This window comes from Mycoplasmoides pirum ATCC 25960 (assembly GCF_000685905.1).
Taxonomy (GTDB): Bacteria; Bacillota_I; Bacilli_A; order Mycoplasmatales; family Mycoplasmoidaceae; genus Mycoplasmoides; species Mycoplasmoides pirum.
Genome location: NZ_JMKZ01000001.1, coordinates 352,128 through 370,345, shown reverse-complemented (window position 1 = coordinate 370,345; position 18,218 = coordinate 352,128). Strand labels below are relative to the sequence as shown.

General features: G+C 23.6%; 13 protein-coding genes. 2 read left to right on the top strand and 11 right to left on the bottom strand.

Translation table 4 applies throughout. The features are described from left to right. Positions 1–147: 147 nt before the first annotated feature. Positions 148–1,992, bottom strand: coding sequence for a TrkH family potassium uptake protein (locus tag T397_RS0101665; protein ID WP_036448607.1), 1,845 nt, complete (start codon positions 1,990–1,992; stop codon positions 148–150). A gap of 88 nt (positions 1,993–2,080) precedes the next feature. Here T397_RS0101665 and T397_RS0101660 point away from each other — a divergent pair, with 88 nt between their 5' ends. Continuing rightward, positions 2,081–2,752 (top strand): potassium channel family protein, encoded by a 672-nt coding sequence (locus T397_RS0101660; protein ID WP_027123948.1) that lies wholly within the window; start codon positions 2,081–2,083, stop codon positions 2,750–2,752. A 5-nt stretch (positions 2,753–2,757) separates the two neighbouring features. Here the strand turns inward: T397_RS0101660 and T397_RS03875 are convergent, their stop codons facing one another. From T397_RS03875 to rpsD, 8 genes are all read right to left on the bottom strand, one after another. Further along, positions 2,758–4,314, bottom strand: coding sequence for a glycosyltransferase family 2 protein (locus T397_RS03875; RefSeq protein WP_052663068.1), 1,557 nt, complete (start codon positions 4,312–4,314; stop codon positions 2,758–2,760). A gap of 89 nt (positions 4,315–4,403) precedes the next feature. Then, on the bottom strand, positions 4,404–5,138 hold the full coding sequence (locus T397_RS0101650) for a hypothetical protein (RefSeq protein ID WP_027123946.1): 735 nt from the start codon (positions 5,136–5,138) through the stop codon (positions 4,404–4,406). A gap of 13 nt (positions 5,139–5,151) precedes the next feature. Beyond that, complete coding sequence (locus T397_RS0101645; RefSeq protein ID WP_052663067.1) at positions 5,152–6,237, bottom strand: aminopeptidase P family protein; 1,086 nt, start codon at positions 6,235–6,237, stop codon at positions 5,152–5,154. A gap of 7 nt (positions 6,238–6,244) precedes the next feature. Beyond that, positions 6,245–6,406, bottom strand: coding sequence for a 50S ribosomal protein L33 (gene rpmG / locus T397_RS0101640; protein WP_027123944.1), 162 nt, complete (start codon positions 6,404–6,406; stop codon positions 6,245–6,247). 102 nt (positions 6,407–6,508) lie between these two features. Further along, positions 6,509–7,357, bottom strand: a complete 849-nt coding sequence (locus T397_RS0101630; protein ID WP_027123943.1) for an HAD-IIB family hydrolase — start codon at positions 7,355–7,357, stop codon at positions 6,509–6,511. 11 nt (positions 7,358–7,368) lie between these two features. Next, positions 7,369–7,671: a thioredoxin gene (trxA, locus tag T397_RS0101625; protein ID WP_027123942.1), complete on the bottom strand. Its 303-nt coding sequence runs from the start codon at positions 7,669–7,671 to the stop codon at positions 7,369–7,371. A gap of 82 nt (positions 7,672–7,753) precedes the next feature. Continuing rightward, on the bottom strand, positions 7,754–9,892 hold the full coding sequence (gene topA, locus T397_RS03870) for a type I DNA topoisomerase (protein WP_052663066.1): 2,139 nt from the start codon (positions 9,890–9,892) through the stop codon (positions 7,754–7,756). A gap of 79 nt (positions 9,893–9,971) precedes the next feature. Further along, positions 9,972–10,592: a 30S ribosomal protein S4 gene (gene rpsD, locus T397_RS0101615; RefSeq protein WP_027123941.1), complete on the bottom strand. Its 621-nt coding sequence runs from the start codon at positions 10,590–10,592 to the stop codon at positions 9,972–9,974. A gap of 408 nt (positions 10,593–11,000) precedes the next feature. Here rpsD and T397_RS0101610 point away from each other — a divergent pair, with 408 nt between their 5' ends. Then, positions 11,001–14,315, top strand: a complete 3,315-nt coding sequence (locus tag T397_RS0101610; protein ID WP_027123940.1) for a synaptonemal complex protein 1 — start codon at positions 11,001–11,003, stop codon at positions 14,313–14,315. A 100-nt stretch (positions 14,316–14,415) separates the two neighbouring features. Here T397_RS0101610 and T397_RS0101605 read toward each other — a convergent pair whose 3' ends face one another. Together T397_RS0101605 and T397_RS0101600 are read right to left on the bottom strand one after the other, a co-directional pair. Next, complete coding sequence (locus T397_RS0101605) at positions 14,416–16,971, bottom strand: SNF2-related protein (protein WP_027123939.1); 2,556 nt, start codon at positions 16,969–16,971, stop codon at positions 14,416–14,418. Then, positions 16,964–18,217, bottom strand: a complete 1,254-nt coding sequence (locus T397_RS0101600; protein ID WP_027123938.1) for a ParB N-terminal domain-containing protein — start codon at positions 18,215–18,217, stop codon at positions 16,964–16,966. The genes T397_RS0101605 and T397_RS0101600 overlap by 8 nt, the downstream gene beginning before the upstream one ends. Between the last annotated feature and the right edge of the window lies 1 nt (position 18,218).

Here is an 18,218-nt window from a genome sequence, read left to right as displayed (position 1 = left end):
TCACCTCCTATAGATATTAGTAAAAGCACCTAAAAAATAGTTTAAATTTTACTTATATAAGTAAAAAACTAAAATAGTCTTAAATGTGGTTTTCGAATTTTAATTAAAAAAAATAAAAAAGTCAAATATGAATATTCAAATTTTAATTTACCCTATTTTCAAATCTTCTGATGGATATGAATATAAATTACCATTTGGATTCTTTTTAACTCATGTTAATAATGTTGTAGAAACACCTAATTGACCAATGATCATTAATAAAATGGTTAAAATAAATGGAACAGGATTGATATTTGTTAATAATCCTGAAACTCCAGTTGTTAAACCTACTGTTCCAAATGCTGATGAAAATTCATAAAGAATATCTATTAAACCCAAGTTAGTGTCAGGATGAGACGAATCAATAATAATTTTGGTAATAATACATGATAATGACAAAACTATTAAAATTAGCAAGAAACAAACAAATGAATTGTTAACTGTTTGATTACTAATTCCGCGTTTAAACATTCGAACTTGATTCTTACCTCTTAATTTAGCTCAAATTGCTAAACAAATAACAGCAAAAGTTGTTGTTCTAATTCCACCAGCAGTAGAACTTGGAGCAGCACCAATAAACATTAAAGCAATGAAAATACCTTTAGTTGCATCAGTATATAAGAAATTATTTATAGTTGAAAAACCAGCACTTCTTGTAGACATTGTTTCAAACATTAATCTTCAAACAGCATTAAAACTTGGATTATTACCAAAAATAGCTTTTGATATAGTGTTTTTATCAATTCCATCTTTGAATTGCAAGTTACTATCACTTAACAATTGATTAGGCAAATTAAAAATTCCATTAACACTTGTCATTTCAACACTAGTTGAAATAATTATTCCTAAAATAGATATTATTAATGTTGTAATCAAAGATACTTTTGTGAATAAACTAAATCTGAATTTGTGATTTTTATTAAATATTTTGCGTAATCTTATTTTTTCATATATATCAAAAACTACTGGATATCCAATACCACCAACAATAAATTCACTCATAGTAATAAATAAAAACACAGCATGATAATCATTGCTGTAAGAAGATAAGCTAGAGCTACCTATAATATCAAACCCAGCATTATTCATTGATGAAATTGAATGAAATATGCCGGCTCATATTGACATAGGGTTGTGATACAAATATGTTGGATATTGAGAATTAACTGTTACATATTGGGCTAAATTTGTAGAATCAGGAGTGATTGAATTACCTATTATTTGTTGTTCATATGCTAATGCAAAATTAAAATATAAACTATAAAAAATGGCATAGATTAATTCAGCAACAAAAATAAATACAATAGCCACTATTATTGTTCTTGTAGTACCGCCTAATTTAGAATTTCCTCGTTCAGCACGTAAAATAATAGAAGTTGAAAAAGAATCTTGTTTATTTTTTTTAGACTTGAAGAATTTTCAAATCAAAAAGAAAATTACAATAAATCCTATTCCACCTATTTGAATTAACAATACAATAACAACCTGACCAAAAATACTATAAGTACTTCTAACTATTAAAGTTGATAAACCTGTATCACTAAAAGCTGAAGCAGCAGTAAATAAAGCATCTAAAAAAGTAAAATTTGCTGTTTCAATAACTTTGTATGTCCCATAAGTGGGATCAAAAACAACAAATAAATTATCACCTAATGAATAAAAATTGTTAGGTTTTAATCTATCTAAATCAACATTTATAACCTGTTTTGCTAAAGCACTATAAGTACCATTTGCAAAAAAATCTTCATTAATAATTTTTTTATATGGTTCAGGATATGAAGTTAATGAAATAGGCAAATATAATAAAATTGCGCCAATTAATATTAAGTAAATATAGAAATGAACAATTTTTTGAGGTACAGTATCACCAATAAAAATTATTTTTAAAACTTTAAATAATTTTTGATGACGTTTTTTGAAATTATTAAAACGATTATGATAAAAAATGTTCATATATTTAAAGATGATTTTTAAATTTGCTTGTTAAATTGTAATATATAATATTAAGTAAGTTTAAATTATTCTAATTTAAAGGTTCATCATGGCTAAAAGTGATTTTTGTGTAATTGGTTTAGGAAGATTTGGAACTCAAGTTGCTAAATCACTATCAGCTAATGATTATAATGTAATTTTAATTGATAATGATGAAGAAAAAACAAAATTAGCTTCAAAGGAATTTGAATATGTCTTTCAAGCTGATGCAACGGATTTAAATACATTAGAAGAATTAAATATTTCAGAAGTAGATACAGTTATTGTAAGTGTTAGTAATATTGAATCATCTATTATGATTGCAGCTAACTTAAAAGAATTAAAAGTCAAAAATATAATTGCAAGAGCTAAAAATTTAATTCATAAACGCGTTTTAAACACTATCGGTGTTAAAGAAGCAGTTATTCCTGAAGAAGTTGTTGGAAATAACATTGCTATGAAAATGATTCACAAATCTAATGCAGATATTGTTACTTTAGGTAAAACTATTAGTATTGTTAAATCTAGCTTAACAAATTCAAAATTGTTTAATAAAAAATTATCAGATATTAACATAAGAGCTTATGCAGGAGCTAATATCATTTCTATTCAAAGACAAGATAAATTAATTTTTCCAGTAGATGCAGATACAACATTAATGCAAGCAGATTTTATTTCAGTAGTTTGTAAATCAGATGAGATAGATGAATATTTAGAATTCATTAATCCAACAAAAAAATAAAAAATTTAATTTTTAACTACAACGCTTTTATTACTTAAAAGAGTTAAAAATGGTGTAGATAAAAATGGTATTATGAAAAATACCAATCATAAAATTAAAACATATTGAAAATTATTAACAAAAATTGTTAGTAAGGTTATTAAAGTAATTAAAACAATAGAACTTATTAACTCTAACTTATTAAATTTTATCGCTTCTCAAAAAGTATATTTTTTACTATTTTTAGGAGTAACAATAAATTTTGCTTTTTTTCCAAAAATTGAAAATGTAAAAGTTAATATTGATGAAATAATCATAGATGGATAAAGTAAACAACAAAAAAACAAATATCCTAGTAAATGAAAAAAATTTTCTTTTCTTATTAAAAAAATAATGTCATTAAGCAAAGGTATTAAGAAAAAAAATACTATAAAAATTCAAAGAAAATATGAATATTTGTAGTAAAAACCTAAAGGATATAAAATTGAAAAATTGATGATTATTGTGAAAAAACAAAAAACAGTTAAAAAAATTGATGTAGACGATAAAAATAAATCTAATTTTTTAAAAAAATTTGTTTTGTTGATTATGAGTTTGAGTCCAAATTTTTTAATAAATTCAAAATTGCCTTGAGTTCATTTAATATTTCTTTTTTTAAATGAAATAAAATCTACAGGAAATTTTTCTTCACATATAACATCATACGCAAAAACAATTTTATATTTTTTATTAATAGCATTTACTGCAAATCCCAAATCTTCAGCAACTATTTCGGGAAATCCCATAGAATCATAATAACATTTGCGATCAATCATTGCACCATGACCATTTAATGTTACTGAACCATAAACATTTTTAAATGATATAAAAGTAGTTCATGCAGGTAACACACCTTTTGAACCAAGTTTGTCAAATAAATTTGAAAATCTTGTTGCCTTATGATTTGCTTGAACAATTCCGACATTATTTTCAAAATATGGTAAACAATTTTTAATAAAATTATTTGGAATTATTTCATCACTATCTAACAAAACAAAATAATCAAATTCTTCTTTTGTATTCATTAAAAAATTATTTATATTCCCTGCTTTAAAACCTTTTTTGTCTTTTCTTCTAACTAGATTAATATTTTTGTTTTTATTAATAAAATTATCAATTTTATTTTTATAAAATTCTTGATCTGAATCATCCAAAATATAAGTACAAAAATTTGAATAATTTTGATTAATAGATTGTAATAAACTTTGTTCATCAAAATCATTGCAAGTAGTATATAAAAGCAATACTTTTGGTTCTAATTTAGAAATTAATTTTGAATGATTAAATTGTTTAAAATAATTTTTTTTATATTTGGGTTTTAAATAAATGTAATAAGTTAACAAAATAACAAAATCTTTAATACCATTGCAAAATCCAATATTAATAATTAATCAATTAAGAATTAAAAAAAATTTTACAACTATATCTTGAAGAGTAAAAAAAGTGTTTTCTCATTGAAAAACAATTAAATATCAAGAACTTAATGATGTAAATCCGCCTCACAAAACAAATATCAAAATATATGGAGCATTAATTTTTTTCATAATAATTAATGCTAAAAAAAAAAAAAAAAAAGCAAGTTTTTTAAAACTTAAACTTGCTTTTTAATTAATTTATCAATAGAAAATAGTTGTTATTTCATTTTTTTAATTATTTTGTTTCAATTAATTTTTGCATTAAATCCAATTAATCAAACAATTGACAATAAAAAACAAATTATTTGCATTGCACTAACAAAAGAACCAAAACTACTAGGAGAAGTAATTAATGTTCCACTTGCAGATTGATTAATTAAGAAAGATATCCCTAATGGTGTATTTAAATTTATACCAGTTAATGTTAATGTAGTTGGAGTATTTAAAGGCGATACACCTATTAAACTTATGATAATAAAAACAACAAAAAATACAGCACTAAAAATAAAAATGTAAAAAAATTTATTTTTTAATTTTTTATCGTTTTTTAACGAAATAAATAAATCATCTTTTAATCAAATATTTATAAAGTAAAACAAATTAACCATTAAAACAATACCAATAAAAATAATAGCTATAGCATATGCTGAAAGCGAATAAATAATATTACCCATGCTACTTTGAATATTTCACAAAAGATTAATTGATCTAGAATTCAAATTAAACAAATCTCCTATACCAATTAAAGAATCAAATGGAGCAAGAATAGCAATGCAAATCAAAATCATTTCAACAAAAAACAAAACAACAAATAATGTTGCTACAAAAAATACAAAAGGTTTGGTTTTAATATCTATTAATTTATTAGATGGCGGGCGATTTGCATGCTCATTATATTTTTCCATTCTAATTTTTAATAACTTATCTTCAAGATTTTCGCTTCAACCTGGCATTTAAAATAAACCTCTAAAATTTAGGACGATAAATTTTTTCAGACATTCAAATAGATTTTTTATCTTTGACTAAAACCATATCTTCAATTCTAATGCCCCCAACTTTAGGGATATAAATACCTGGTTCTACTGTAACAATCGAATTTTGTAAAAGTTCAAAATTATAACTAGGTGAAACATTTGGTAGTTCATGAACATCTAGTCCTACACCATGACCTGTTGAATGAACAAAATATTTTTTAAATTCTGTTTGGTTAATGTAATTTCGACAAACAGTATCTAATTCCATTCCCTTTATTCCAGCTTTACATGCTTTAATTCCTTGACGATTAGCAGCATCAACTACTCTATAAGCATTAACTAATCTTTGATTTTTGGGTTTATTTCCAACAACAAAAGTTCTTGTTATATCAGAACAATACCCTTTATAAGTAGTTCCAAAATCACAAGTGACAAATTCGCCCATTACTAATTTTTTATTTGTTGGATGATGATGAGGACTGGATCCATTTGTGCCTGAAGCGACAATAGGATCAAAAGAATTTTTTTCTCCACCAGCATTAATCAATTCAATAGTAATTTTTTTAGCTAAATCTATTTCAGTCATATTTGGTTTAATTCATTTAGTTAAATTATTACCAACTTTAGCTGTGATATTTACAACTTCTTGCATTAATTTCAATTCTTTAGGTGTTTTGATAGCACGCAAAATTTGTGAAGATATAATTTTTGGTTTTTTACTTGATAATTTATTAAGTAAACCTTCATAATTATAAGTAAGGTACTCACCTTCAATTATTAATTGATCAACATTTATCTTTTTAGCTACTTCTTCTAAAATTTTAGGACTATTGTATAAAACAACTTCAACATTTTTAATGTTTCGTTGTGCTGCTTCAAAATATCTAGCATCTGTAACTAAAATAGCTTTTGATTTGTTGATAAATAAAAAACCAAAAGTTGAAGCAAACTCAGTAAATCATAAACGATTTTGATCTGAAACAAGTAATAAAGTATCAGCTTTTTCTCTTTTTAAAATGTCCTTAACAACACTATGTTTAAAAATAAATTCAGTACCTAAAGATTGCTTATTACTCATAAATAACTTATTTCTTTTTGATTTCTTTATGTAAAGATGTTGTTCGACAACGTGAACAATATTTATTTAATTCTAATTTATCAGGATTTTTTTTAGAATTTTTGTGAGTTATATAATTAATTTCATTACATGTTGAACAACTTAATCTTGTTCCGCGTTTTACTGCCATTTTAAAATACTCCTAATATAGTTATATCCAAATGAAATATTTTGATTATTTAATTACTTATCATTATATAAAAATAGTTTTAAATTTATTCTTAAAAAATTATTATTTCAACAAATAATCATAGAACAAACATGAAATTCGCTTTTTAAAATGTTTTGTTCCAATATAATCAGCTTCACTTTTTAATGCATTTCTAACATTAATGGGCGCTAATTTAACTGCTACTTTTTTAAACATGTTTTTGTCATTATGAGAATCACCAATTGCAACTCTTTGATCATAAGAAATATTATTAGAATCACAAATTAAATCAACAATTTTGCCCTTATTTATATTAAAAGCTGTGATTTCTAACATATTTTTAGAAGTTCTTGAAATTTCAAAAATATTTGGATAAATTTCTTTTAAATTTTCAAATAAAACATCCAATTTTTTTGCTGATGTGCAAACAATATTAATTTTGGAATAATTTTCATTTAAAAATTTGTTAATAATATGTGTATCTTTAGGTCTTACTAAATGAATTAAAAAAGATGAAAAATGAGAACTTAAAACAATAGGTGCACCTTTGTGCAAATTTCTTGGATATCCTCAAAACAAAACGTTGTTTTTTAAACAAAATTCGTAAATTTTTAGTGCTTGTTGTTGCGGAATTAAATTTTCGGATAACAAATTGTAACTATTAGAATTTAAATCAATTTCATAAAAAAATGAACCATTACTAGCACCAACATAATGAATCTTAAATAATTTAGATTTTTCATTAATAAAATTGGCATATCGTTTTGCAGAATATGGATATCTACCAGTAATAATAGCATTCACAGAATCTGGGTATTTTTCAGCATAAGAATCTAGAGCTAATATAGTTTCTTTAGAAATTTTTTTGTTATGTCCCAATAATGTTCCATCTAAATCTAAAGCTAAAAATCTAAATTTTTTGTTATCCATTTTTATAAATATTATTTAAGTAAATTGATTATTCCTTCTTTATTTAAAAAACCAGCGTGACGTTCAGATTGTTTACCATTTTTAAAAACAATTAATGTTGGAATAGAAGTGATTTCAAAAGATTCAGCTAAATCATTTAATTCATCAACATTTAATTTTGCAAAAGTAATTGATGTCATTTCTTTAGATAATTCTTCAAAAAATGGAGCCATCATTTTACATGGTCCACATCAATCAGCATAAAAATCAACAATAACTACTTCATTATTTTTAATTAATTCATCGAATTCTAAATTGTTTTTAATTGTTATCATACGTATTTATAAACCTTTTAAATTTAAATAGAAATTTAATTTTACTAAACTATAAAATTTTGTGATAAAAATTGCTTATAAATTATTCATCTTTGTCATCATTTGATTCTTTCTTAGAATTTTTTGATGTTTTCTTTTTGGAAGTTGTCTTTTTAGTTTTATCTTTTGGAACTATAACTTCACCTTCCATTGTGCGCATGTAATTACATGATGGATAGCCTGTGCAACCAATAAAAGATTGACTACCTTTACGACGCGAAGAGCGTTCTACTAATTGCTTCCCACAATTAGGACAATTTTCCTCTAATAATTTTGGTTTTTCTAATGATTCTAAATAACGACATTCTGGATAATTAGAACAACCTATAAATTTGTTACGACTTTTAAAACTATAACGATAAATTAATTTAGATTTACAATTTGGACAATCACGTCCTACATATTCAATTTCAGGTTTAACTTTTTCGATTTTATCAAATGCCATAATAACTTCCTTTTCGAATGATTCTCAAAAATTTAATAAATATTTGCGATACTCTTCCTTCCCGTTCGCAATTTCATCTAAATGTTCTTCCATTCCCTTTGTAAATTCTTTATTAATAATATTATTAAAATAATTTTCTAATTCTGTAATTACTTTTCGACCTAATGAAGTAGGTACATATGCTTTTGCTTCTAAATTGGCATACCCACGATTTAATGCAACATTTGCCATTGTATTATATGTTGATGGTCGACCAATTCCTGATTTTTCTAAAGCAGCAATTAAAGATGCTTGTGTAAAACGTGGGGGTGGTGAAGTGACATGTTCATTAATTTGTACTTCAGAAGCTTTGAATTTTTTACCTATTTCAAATTCATTTAATGGTAAGATATGAATCTTTTCTTGTGTTTCATAATGTGTATATATTTTTGTATAACCATCAAACTTAATTGAACGACTTGAAGCATAAAATTTATGACCGTTATTTGTAAAACGAATATCTATTCTTTGATATTGAGCCGGTGCCATAAAAGCAGCTACAGTTCGAATTCAAATTAACTTATATAATGCATATTCATCACGATGCACTTTGTTTTTTATTGAATCTGGAGTAATAGAAATATCAATTGGACGAATAGCTTCATGAGCATCTTGAATTTTTACAGAAACTTTAGAACTCTTCTTTTTTTGCTTAACTTCTGAAGATGCTAAATAATTTTTTCCATAATTTTTTTCAATATAATTAATTACATTTGTTTTAAAAGCATCAGCTATTCTTGTGCTATCTGTACGTGGATATGAAATTAAAGCAATATGTTCTTTTCCTACATTAATTCCTTCATATAAATGTTGTGCTACTAATGTTAATTTCTTTGCTGTTCAGCCTAATTTATTAATACCATCTTGTTGCATCGTTGAAGTTTTATATGGTTCTTTAGGGGATTTTGTATAAAATTTTGGATCATCAATTGAATAAATTTCGTATTCTTCACCTAAAGATTTTTTAAACAATTTAGCATCTTCTAGTGTTTTAAAGTCAATTCCAGAAACTTCTTTTGGTTCTTCAAAACTTAATTTTTTAGCAATTTCATCAGACACTTTGCGCAAAATTAATGGAGTTTTATTTTTTAAAAGAACATCAACTGTTCATCATTTTCTAGGAACAAATGATTCAATTTCTTTTTCACGATCTTCTAAAAATTTTAAGGCAACAGATTGAACTCTTCCTGCTGATTCTGCATGCAACTGATTTTGAACTAAGCGTGATAATCTAAATCCAATCATTCGATCTAAAATTCGTCGAGCAAATTGTGATTCAACTCATTTTTTATCAATATCTCTAGGATGTTCTAATGCATTCAAAACTGCTTCTTTTGAAATTTCATTAAAAACAATTCTTTTACATTTCTTTTTATCATTTTGATTTAAAATTTCATAAACATGTCAAGATATTGCTTCGCCTTCTCGGTCAGGGTCGCTAGCTAAATAAATTTCTTTTGCTTTTTCAGCTTTATTTTTAATATCTGTGATTATTTCTTTTTTAGATTTTTCACCTGTTTTACTAGGTTTAGGAATAATTCATTTTGGTTCCATTGTTTTACTATCAAAACCTAAACCAAATTTGCTTAAATCACGAATATGACCTATAGTTGCTACAATTTCAAAATCAGCTGGTAAATATTTTTGCAGCGTTTTGATTTTATTTGGTGATTCGATTATAAGCAACTTATTTTTCATTTATGTTTTTTCGCTAATTTTTGATAGTTAAAATATTTTAGATTATAGATAAATCTAATAAAAAGTATTGAATTTGGTTTTATTTTACTAAACGTTTGTATCATTCAACAACGTATGTTTCATTAATTTCAATTGGCAATTCATTACGTTCTGGATAACGTGTATATGTTCCTTGAAATGTTTTTTGATTAACTTCTGTAAATGGTGCTCATTTTTTAAATTCAATAGCTTGTTTAACCATTGGTAAATTTTGAGCACTTGTTTTCAATTCAATAACATCTCCAATGTTTAAAATGTATGAAGGAATATTAACAGTTTTACCATTAACTTTTATATGACCATGATTAACTAATTGTCTTGATCCACGACGTGTTGGAGCAAAACCCATTCGAAAAACAATGCTATCTAATCTAGATTCTAAAACTCTAAATAGATTCATTGTTAAAATTCCTTCCATTTTTTTAGCTACAGAAAACAAACGTCGAAATTGACGATCATTAATTCCATACATATATTGCATTCTTTGTTTTTCTTGTAATTGTTCTGCATAACCAGATAACTTAGGACGAACTTTATTACTTCCATGTTGTCCTGGTATTGAATTGCGTTTTTTTCCTTTTGAAAATTCTTTGCCACTTTCTAGCAATGAAAAATTAAGACGTCTTGAACGTCGAAAAACACTACCTGTATATCTTGACATTATATAAGTATCCTTGTGATTAAATTAAAGCACAAGCTAAAATTAATTCTAATAAGTGCAAATTTTGCTAATGATTTCAGGTTCTATCAGCTTCCTTACTTTCAAAACAAATGTCAAAATTTGTTCTACCTACAATATTAATATGCTGATGTGCTACGTAGATTTTAATAAATAAATTAAAAATTTGATAATTTTTTTAAAAGAAATATTATTTAAGTTTTATTATTAAAATGTTGTGTTTATTTAATTATTAACAATTTTGTCTTAACATTTTTATTTTTATCTTATATAAATTAAAATTAGTGTTTAAATAAATATGTTAATAATGTTGTAGAAAACATTTAATTGAAAAGATGCATTAAAAATTAATTTAAAAAAGCAATATTTTATATTTTATGGTTTGTAAAAATGTTTAAAAAAAATTTAAATTTAAGTAAATTAATAATTACGTTTTTTATTTTTTGTTCAATTTTTTTAATCGCTAGCAACAAAACTAATCAATCTTATCAAATTAATAATAATGACAATAGTGTTGCAACTAACACTGAAGACGACAATATTTATACAATTGCTAAACCTGATACTTTATATGAAGTTAAAACATTAAGAAAAACTGGAAATGATAAAAACAAAATAAATGTTTTGCTTTTGGGAGATAATTATTCATTTCAAGATTCAGATGATTCATTTTTTAATACAATGTATGAAAGAGTTATAACTCCATGACTATCATCTCCAATGACTACAGATGGGTCAATTTTTGATCCAAATCATCAACACACAATAGAAAAAGAAATTCTTAGAGGTACAAGAAATCCATATCAAACATTTTTAAATGACAAAATTAATGTTTATTCAATTCAACCAGATGCCTTAAATTACAATGAAAGCATTACAGATGGATCTAAAAGTTTTTTTGGTTCTTATGCATCATCAAATGTTTCATCATCTTGATTGCAAGTACCAAATTGAGGAAAAATAAAGAAAAATGTTTTATCTTATGATGTTTCTAAAAATTTTCTTGAAGATGATGGGATAATAAATGGTTCTACAGCAGGAATAATAAGAAAATTAGGAAATGTGACTGCTAATGCAACTTTATCAGATTATTATAGAGCAACCACTGATAATTTAGCTACAATTCATATGCATGAAATGGGTCATTCTATTTGAGGATTAACTGATGAATACCCTGATACAACTTCATCGGGTAATAATATCAATAGAGCTTATATTAGTGATCCAGAAAATGAAAATTCTATACCTTGAAAAGAATTTTTAAATTTTAGAGGAATTGGTTTATACAAAACTAAAAATAACAATGTATTTTTGCCTGCAGATGAATGTATTATGCATTATGGGACATATGCAACAGCAATGGATTTTTGTGAAGTATGTATGCATCATATTGTTACAACGGGAGCAAAAGCAACCAATAGTGAATTATTTTATATTGCAGATCCTGAACTTACAACAGTTGAAGGTAAACCAAAATATAATGACCCAACAACAAATGTAACAAATCCTTATTCAGTAGATAATATATCAAGCAAAGAAGTAAATTGACAAACTATAACATTAGCTAAAGATAAACATTTAGAATTGCGAACTGTTATTGACAATATAACATCAAAGACTAGAAAAATAAAATTTAGAATCACACTAAAAGATAAAAATACATTTTTTGAAGAATCTGAAGTTTTTGTTATTAAACCAAATGAGTTAAAAGGATTATCTTTTAAAACAAGCAAAACATGTCCCTCTGGACTAACATCAAAAGATTCAATTTCTGGAGAAATTGTTGATGCTGAAACTAATGAAGTTTTAGCAACAAATAATGATCGTGTTAATCGCCATTATTATGGCACATCATATCTAAGAGATTACATAGGTAAAAGACAATATAAAGTTACTATAAATTTCAAAAACAAAGAAACAAATGAAAGTTTGCCAAACGTTAAACCAACAATTTTGGTTAAAAGAGATGGAAGTAAATTTAAATTAGAAAAAATTTTATTTAATGGCTATAGATTAGATCCTAAAAAAAGCAAAATAGATAATAAAGAATTAGTTATTAACAAAGCAGATCAAACTTTTAATTACTATTATGATCCATTACCATACAAGAACTTAAAATTAAAATTAATTGATACAACTAAACAAGCTAATAATTTAGAAAAAATAGTAAAAGTTTATGAGGGTCAAAAATTTATTCCTAAATCATCAGATTTTTTTGCATTTAATTTAGATTCGCTAGATAGTGCTAATCCAAATTTAAATAATACATGAAATGAATCTATTGTTCCACCTAAAACAGTTTTAAATTATGATCAAATTCAAGATAATATCACAGAATTGGTATATACTAAAAGTTCTCAAAAACCTATTTATCATTTAACTAAAAATGTTGAAACAACTCAAGGAAATAACAATTATAATTTCAAAAATTATGACAAAACTCTTAAACCATTTTTTACAAAATCTTTTAAATCAAATTTCGAAGAATTTGGATCAAATTACAACATTATTTTCAATAATGTAAATTACGAAATTTCAGGTGAATATCAAATAGTTTATTTTTATGGAAACAATGTTTCTGAAATTGAAAAAAATAAATCTTTAATAAACAAAGTTAAAGTAACTATAAAACCTAATACAGATCCCAATTATAATCAAAACTCTGTTCAAGGTGAAATTGAAAAATTAAATGCAAATAATTTAATAATTATGGATAAATTTGAAAAATCTGAAGCTAGTTTGAGCGATTTCGAAAATATTACAAAAAATAATTTACTTCAAAATATTTCTAATTTTGATTTAGATAATAAAAATTTTAGTTATGAAGTTGTTGATTTTAGTAAAACATATAAACAAGAAAGTTTATTTTCTAATTATGGATATAAGTTCAAAATAAAAATTAGTTCAAATAATAAAAATATCTCTATGACAACAAGAGAATTTGAAAAACATATTTATTTGAAAGATGATAAACCTGTTGAGCCTCCAATTTCTGATGAAATCTTATTAAATCAAGAAATTAATAGAATCAATTCTATTGATTTAAAATTAAGCAAAAATGAATTTACACAGGAAGAAATTAATTCAATTGATGAAAATAATTTTGTAGACCAATTATTAAATTGAAATTCTGTAGTTGGTGATAAAAGTAAATTTTCTTATCAAATCTCTAATTTTGATAAGAAAAACAACAAATTTTCATTTAATGTTAAAGTCATATTAAATAATGATTTATCTAAAATTAAAGAAACTAAAATTTTTCAAGTTGATTACACTATTAAAACATTAATTGATCAAAATTTAAAAAACGAAAAAAATAGAATTGACGAATTGCAACTATCGTTAAAAACAAACCAATTTACACAAGAAGAATTAAATAATTTAGTTAAAAATCCAGATTCTTTTGTAGAAAAAATAAATGGATGAAATTCTGTTGAAAGCAAATTTGACTATAAATTTATAATTGAAAACAAACAACAAAACCAAATAAAATTAAATGTACAAATTATTGAAAAAAATTCACAAAATTATTTAACTTCAAAAGATTTCATATTTGATTATGAACTAATTAATAATAATAATTTAAAAAACAATAATGAATTGTATATTGTTTTGCTACCATCACTGATTATATTTGTTGTTACAATTTTAACTATTTTTTGATTTGCAATACACAAAAAAATGAAAAAAAATAAAAATATTTAAAATTATTGTTTTGCAACTTGTTAATTATAATGAATTAAGATTATTTTAATATTAAAATTTATTACAAGAATACATAAAAAAATAACAAAACAAATTAATATTAAATAAATTTCATGTGATCAAAAAGAAAATCTAAATCTTCGTCGATTGTAGATATATATTCTAATGAATTTTGATTTAATGCAGTTAACATTATTTTTTCTTTTTCAGTCAATCGATTATATATAATTTCATTCAATGAATATTTGACTCCATTTATATCATAATCATTAATTAAAAAATATCATTGTGTATTATTATTTCTAATTCCCAATCTATGAATTCTATCTTTAGATTGTAATAAATGAACTAAATTAAATGAAAATTCAAAATAAATTGCGTCACTGCAAACTTCGTGCAAAGAAACAGATTCAGCTAATGTATGAGGATTAGTCAACAAAACATCAATTTTCTTTAATTTAAAATTTTCTATAATTGAATCTCTAGTTTGAGAATCTGTTTCTCCATACAAACTTTTAGCATTTATTCCTTGATTTGCAAGTAATTCTTGAATACTAAGCATAGAATCAACAAAAATGCATCAAACAATTACTTTTTTATTTTTTAATAAAACTAGATCTTTAATTAATTCAATACATTTTATTTTTTTAGATGTTATTTCGATACTGTTTATTAATTTTTCATATTTATCATATTTATCATCTTGAAAATCTAATATCTCATTTTCATCTCAATCATTAATTATTGATTTCAAATCATATTTATTTATAGATTTCAATAATAAATGAGGGTTTGATTCTAATTGTAAAATTCTTGTATAAAATGAAAATTTATTTTTGTATGATTTTTGATATATTATTTTGAATAATTCAATTTCAGATATATTTGAATTTGATTTAATTAATAAATCTTTTTGTGGTTCAGGTATTTGCAAATCCTGTTTAGAAGTTCTGCAAAAAAATGGATAAATTTTTTTATTAATTGATTTTCTTAAAAACTCATCAGTATTTTTTAATTTAATTTTTGAAAATCCAAAATAACTATTGTAATCTTTATCGAATAAAATATTTAGAATATTAAAAATATCCAAATAAGTATTAGGTATGGGTGTTCCTGTAAGAGCAATTCTGTATTTAAAGTCATTTACAATACTTTTTGCCCATAAAAATCTTTTGCTATCAATTTTTTTTATTCTATGAATTTCATCAAACACTAAAAGACAATTATTTTCTTTGGAAATACGAATTATTTTATCTATATACTTATCTAATATTTCATAATTAAAAAGATACATATTATAATTATCATTTATAGGGTTTTCCGTATTTTCATGAGCATCAAAATATTTAAGAATAATTTTATTATTAAAACATTTTTTAAACTCATCTTTTCAAGATTTAAAACAATTCTTTGGGCCAATTATAACTATTTTGCTTATTTTATTTAATTCACGCAAATATGCAAAAGTTCCTAAAACAGAAGATGTTTTTCCGGAACCAGGTACTGAAAAATTACAAGATCTTATCATTGACGTCATAAAAAAAGAATCTCAAATTTGTTTTTCTTTTAGTGTTCTAGAAAGCAATTTATTTATTTTTTCTTTGTATATTTCAAATTTTTTTAAAATAGTAGGTTCTTTTCTTTTAATGCTAATTCCTAATTTGCATCTTTGCTTAATTAATAAATCAAATTCATTAATGTAATTTAAAAATTTGTTAGTTACTATAAAATTTATTTTTATTTTTTTTAATTCGTCAGTCAAAATTTGTGAAATATTTTTTAATTTTTCAATTTCAACATCATCCCTAAATACTACAATATTATTGACTTCATCATAATAATTTAAGTAATCCTTAATATATATTTTAAAAATAGGACTTGATTTAAATATTTTGTTGTTATCTAAATTTAATTTTAAAAATGGAACATTGTTATCAACATCAAAAAAAATTGTATTTTTTGATAAATATAATTCATCAAATATTATTTTATTTTTATTGAATTTTAATATTTTTTCTTTTATAGTTTTTTCCGCTTCTAAAACAAGAACATTTTCTGAATCATTATTTCATAATTTTTCAAAATTCTGAATTGATCGAGAAATTGAATCATTGTAAAAGTTTGTTTGATCTTTTATTCAGCTTAAATGAACATAAAATGATTCATAATTATTTTTAAAAGCAGATTCAGTTTCATTATTTGAACCAACAAAAGTTATTATATTGTTATTAGCATCGTAAAAAATTCCCATTTTTTCATGAAAAATTCCATTTTTTGTAAAAGCAAATTTTATTTCTACAATTCCTTGAGAAATCAAAAATGCTAAATTTGATAAACGGTTTTCTTCTGTAAGAGTAAGTTTTTCATCTAAAGATAAATTTAATTTATTTTGAATTTTAGATTTTAAAAAATAACCTTTTTTTATTAATTCATAATCCTCATTAGAAATATTTTGTGAAATTATTAATCTAAATTTGTTATTTTTTGTTGCAAAATGTTCTAATCCTTTTGCATAAAGTGATAAAGCTTTAGAAGAAAAATAACCAGATGTTCTATCATATTTAGAAGCAACTTTTAATATTGGATTATAAAAACTATCTGCTATATCAGAATTTTCACTTGTATAAAATGGTTTTAAATTTAAAGTTTTAAACATTTGTTATGTTTTTCTTAATTTTTTCTAGTAAATTTATTGTTTTATCTATAATTTCGTTAAATTGGTTAAAAACATCTAAATCTTTTTTTATTCCTGCAAAAATAACAGGATCATTAAAATTTTCTAATTTTTTAAATATAGTTTTAATTTCTCTAACAGAATCAGTTTTTAAATTAAGAAAATTAGCTTTATCTAATGCGGTAGTAACAATAGAAGAAAATTCATCAACAATGTTTTTGTTTTCATTTCTTATTTTTTCAATTTCTTCAATTTCTTTAATTTCTGGTGGAAATACTTCTAAGAAATTCTTGCATAATTTATCTGATTCTTGAAAAAAAGATTCTGATTTTTCAAAATGAGCAATTTTTTTAAAATCTCTTATATACCTTGTTAAATCGTTTTGTGGTTTTGCTATAATTCCCATGAAACAACTTCTTTTAATTTTTTCTACCAATGTTTTATCATCTATTTTACTAATAATTTTATTAATTTCTCTTATAGGTCCATCGATTGCTAATTCTTTTGCAATATAAAATTGATTATCGTTACAGTTTATAAATTCCAAAAAATCAACGATTAATTTTGAAATTTCAACTTCTTCTTCAATAGACTTTACAGTTTTTTTAACACTTTGAGCATAATCTTCTACAGAAATAATTTTATTTTTTACAATATCATCATATATACCTGATAATTTTTCAATTGGATTATACTCAACTTTCCTGTCTTCCCCAAATTGAATTGATAATTCAAAAATTTTAATATCTTTTTCTGTAATTGATTTTTTCGTTATGATGCTAGCTTGAAATTCTCCAAAATTATTAATATTTTCTCTATTTAATTGTCTTATACATGATAATCGTCTATTTCCATCTATGACTCTCCCGTCATCTAAAACTACTCCCGGTTTCATTTGACCATGAATTTTAATATCTTCTTTAGTTTTTTTAAATGTTTCGTCACTACTTTTTTCAATGAATTTTTCAATTATTTTATTTCTTTCTTCATTGTCAAAAATGGAATTGAAATGATTATTTTCTTTTTCGTTTGATTTTAATTTACTTATATCTGTAGAAATACGATCGTTACTATCATTCAAATATAAAAATTTTATAGGAATAGAATATACTGGATAAACTTCTGTTGATCCTGCAATTGTAAGTTTTTGATTAGTTTCAGTTTGTTTTATTTCTTTGTTTTCAAATTTTTCTAGTAAAGACAAGTTATTTCTAGTTTCACCATGCATA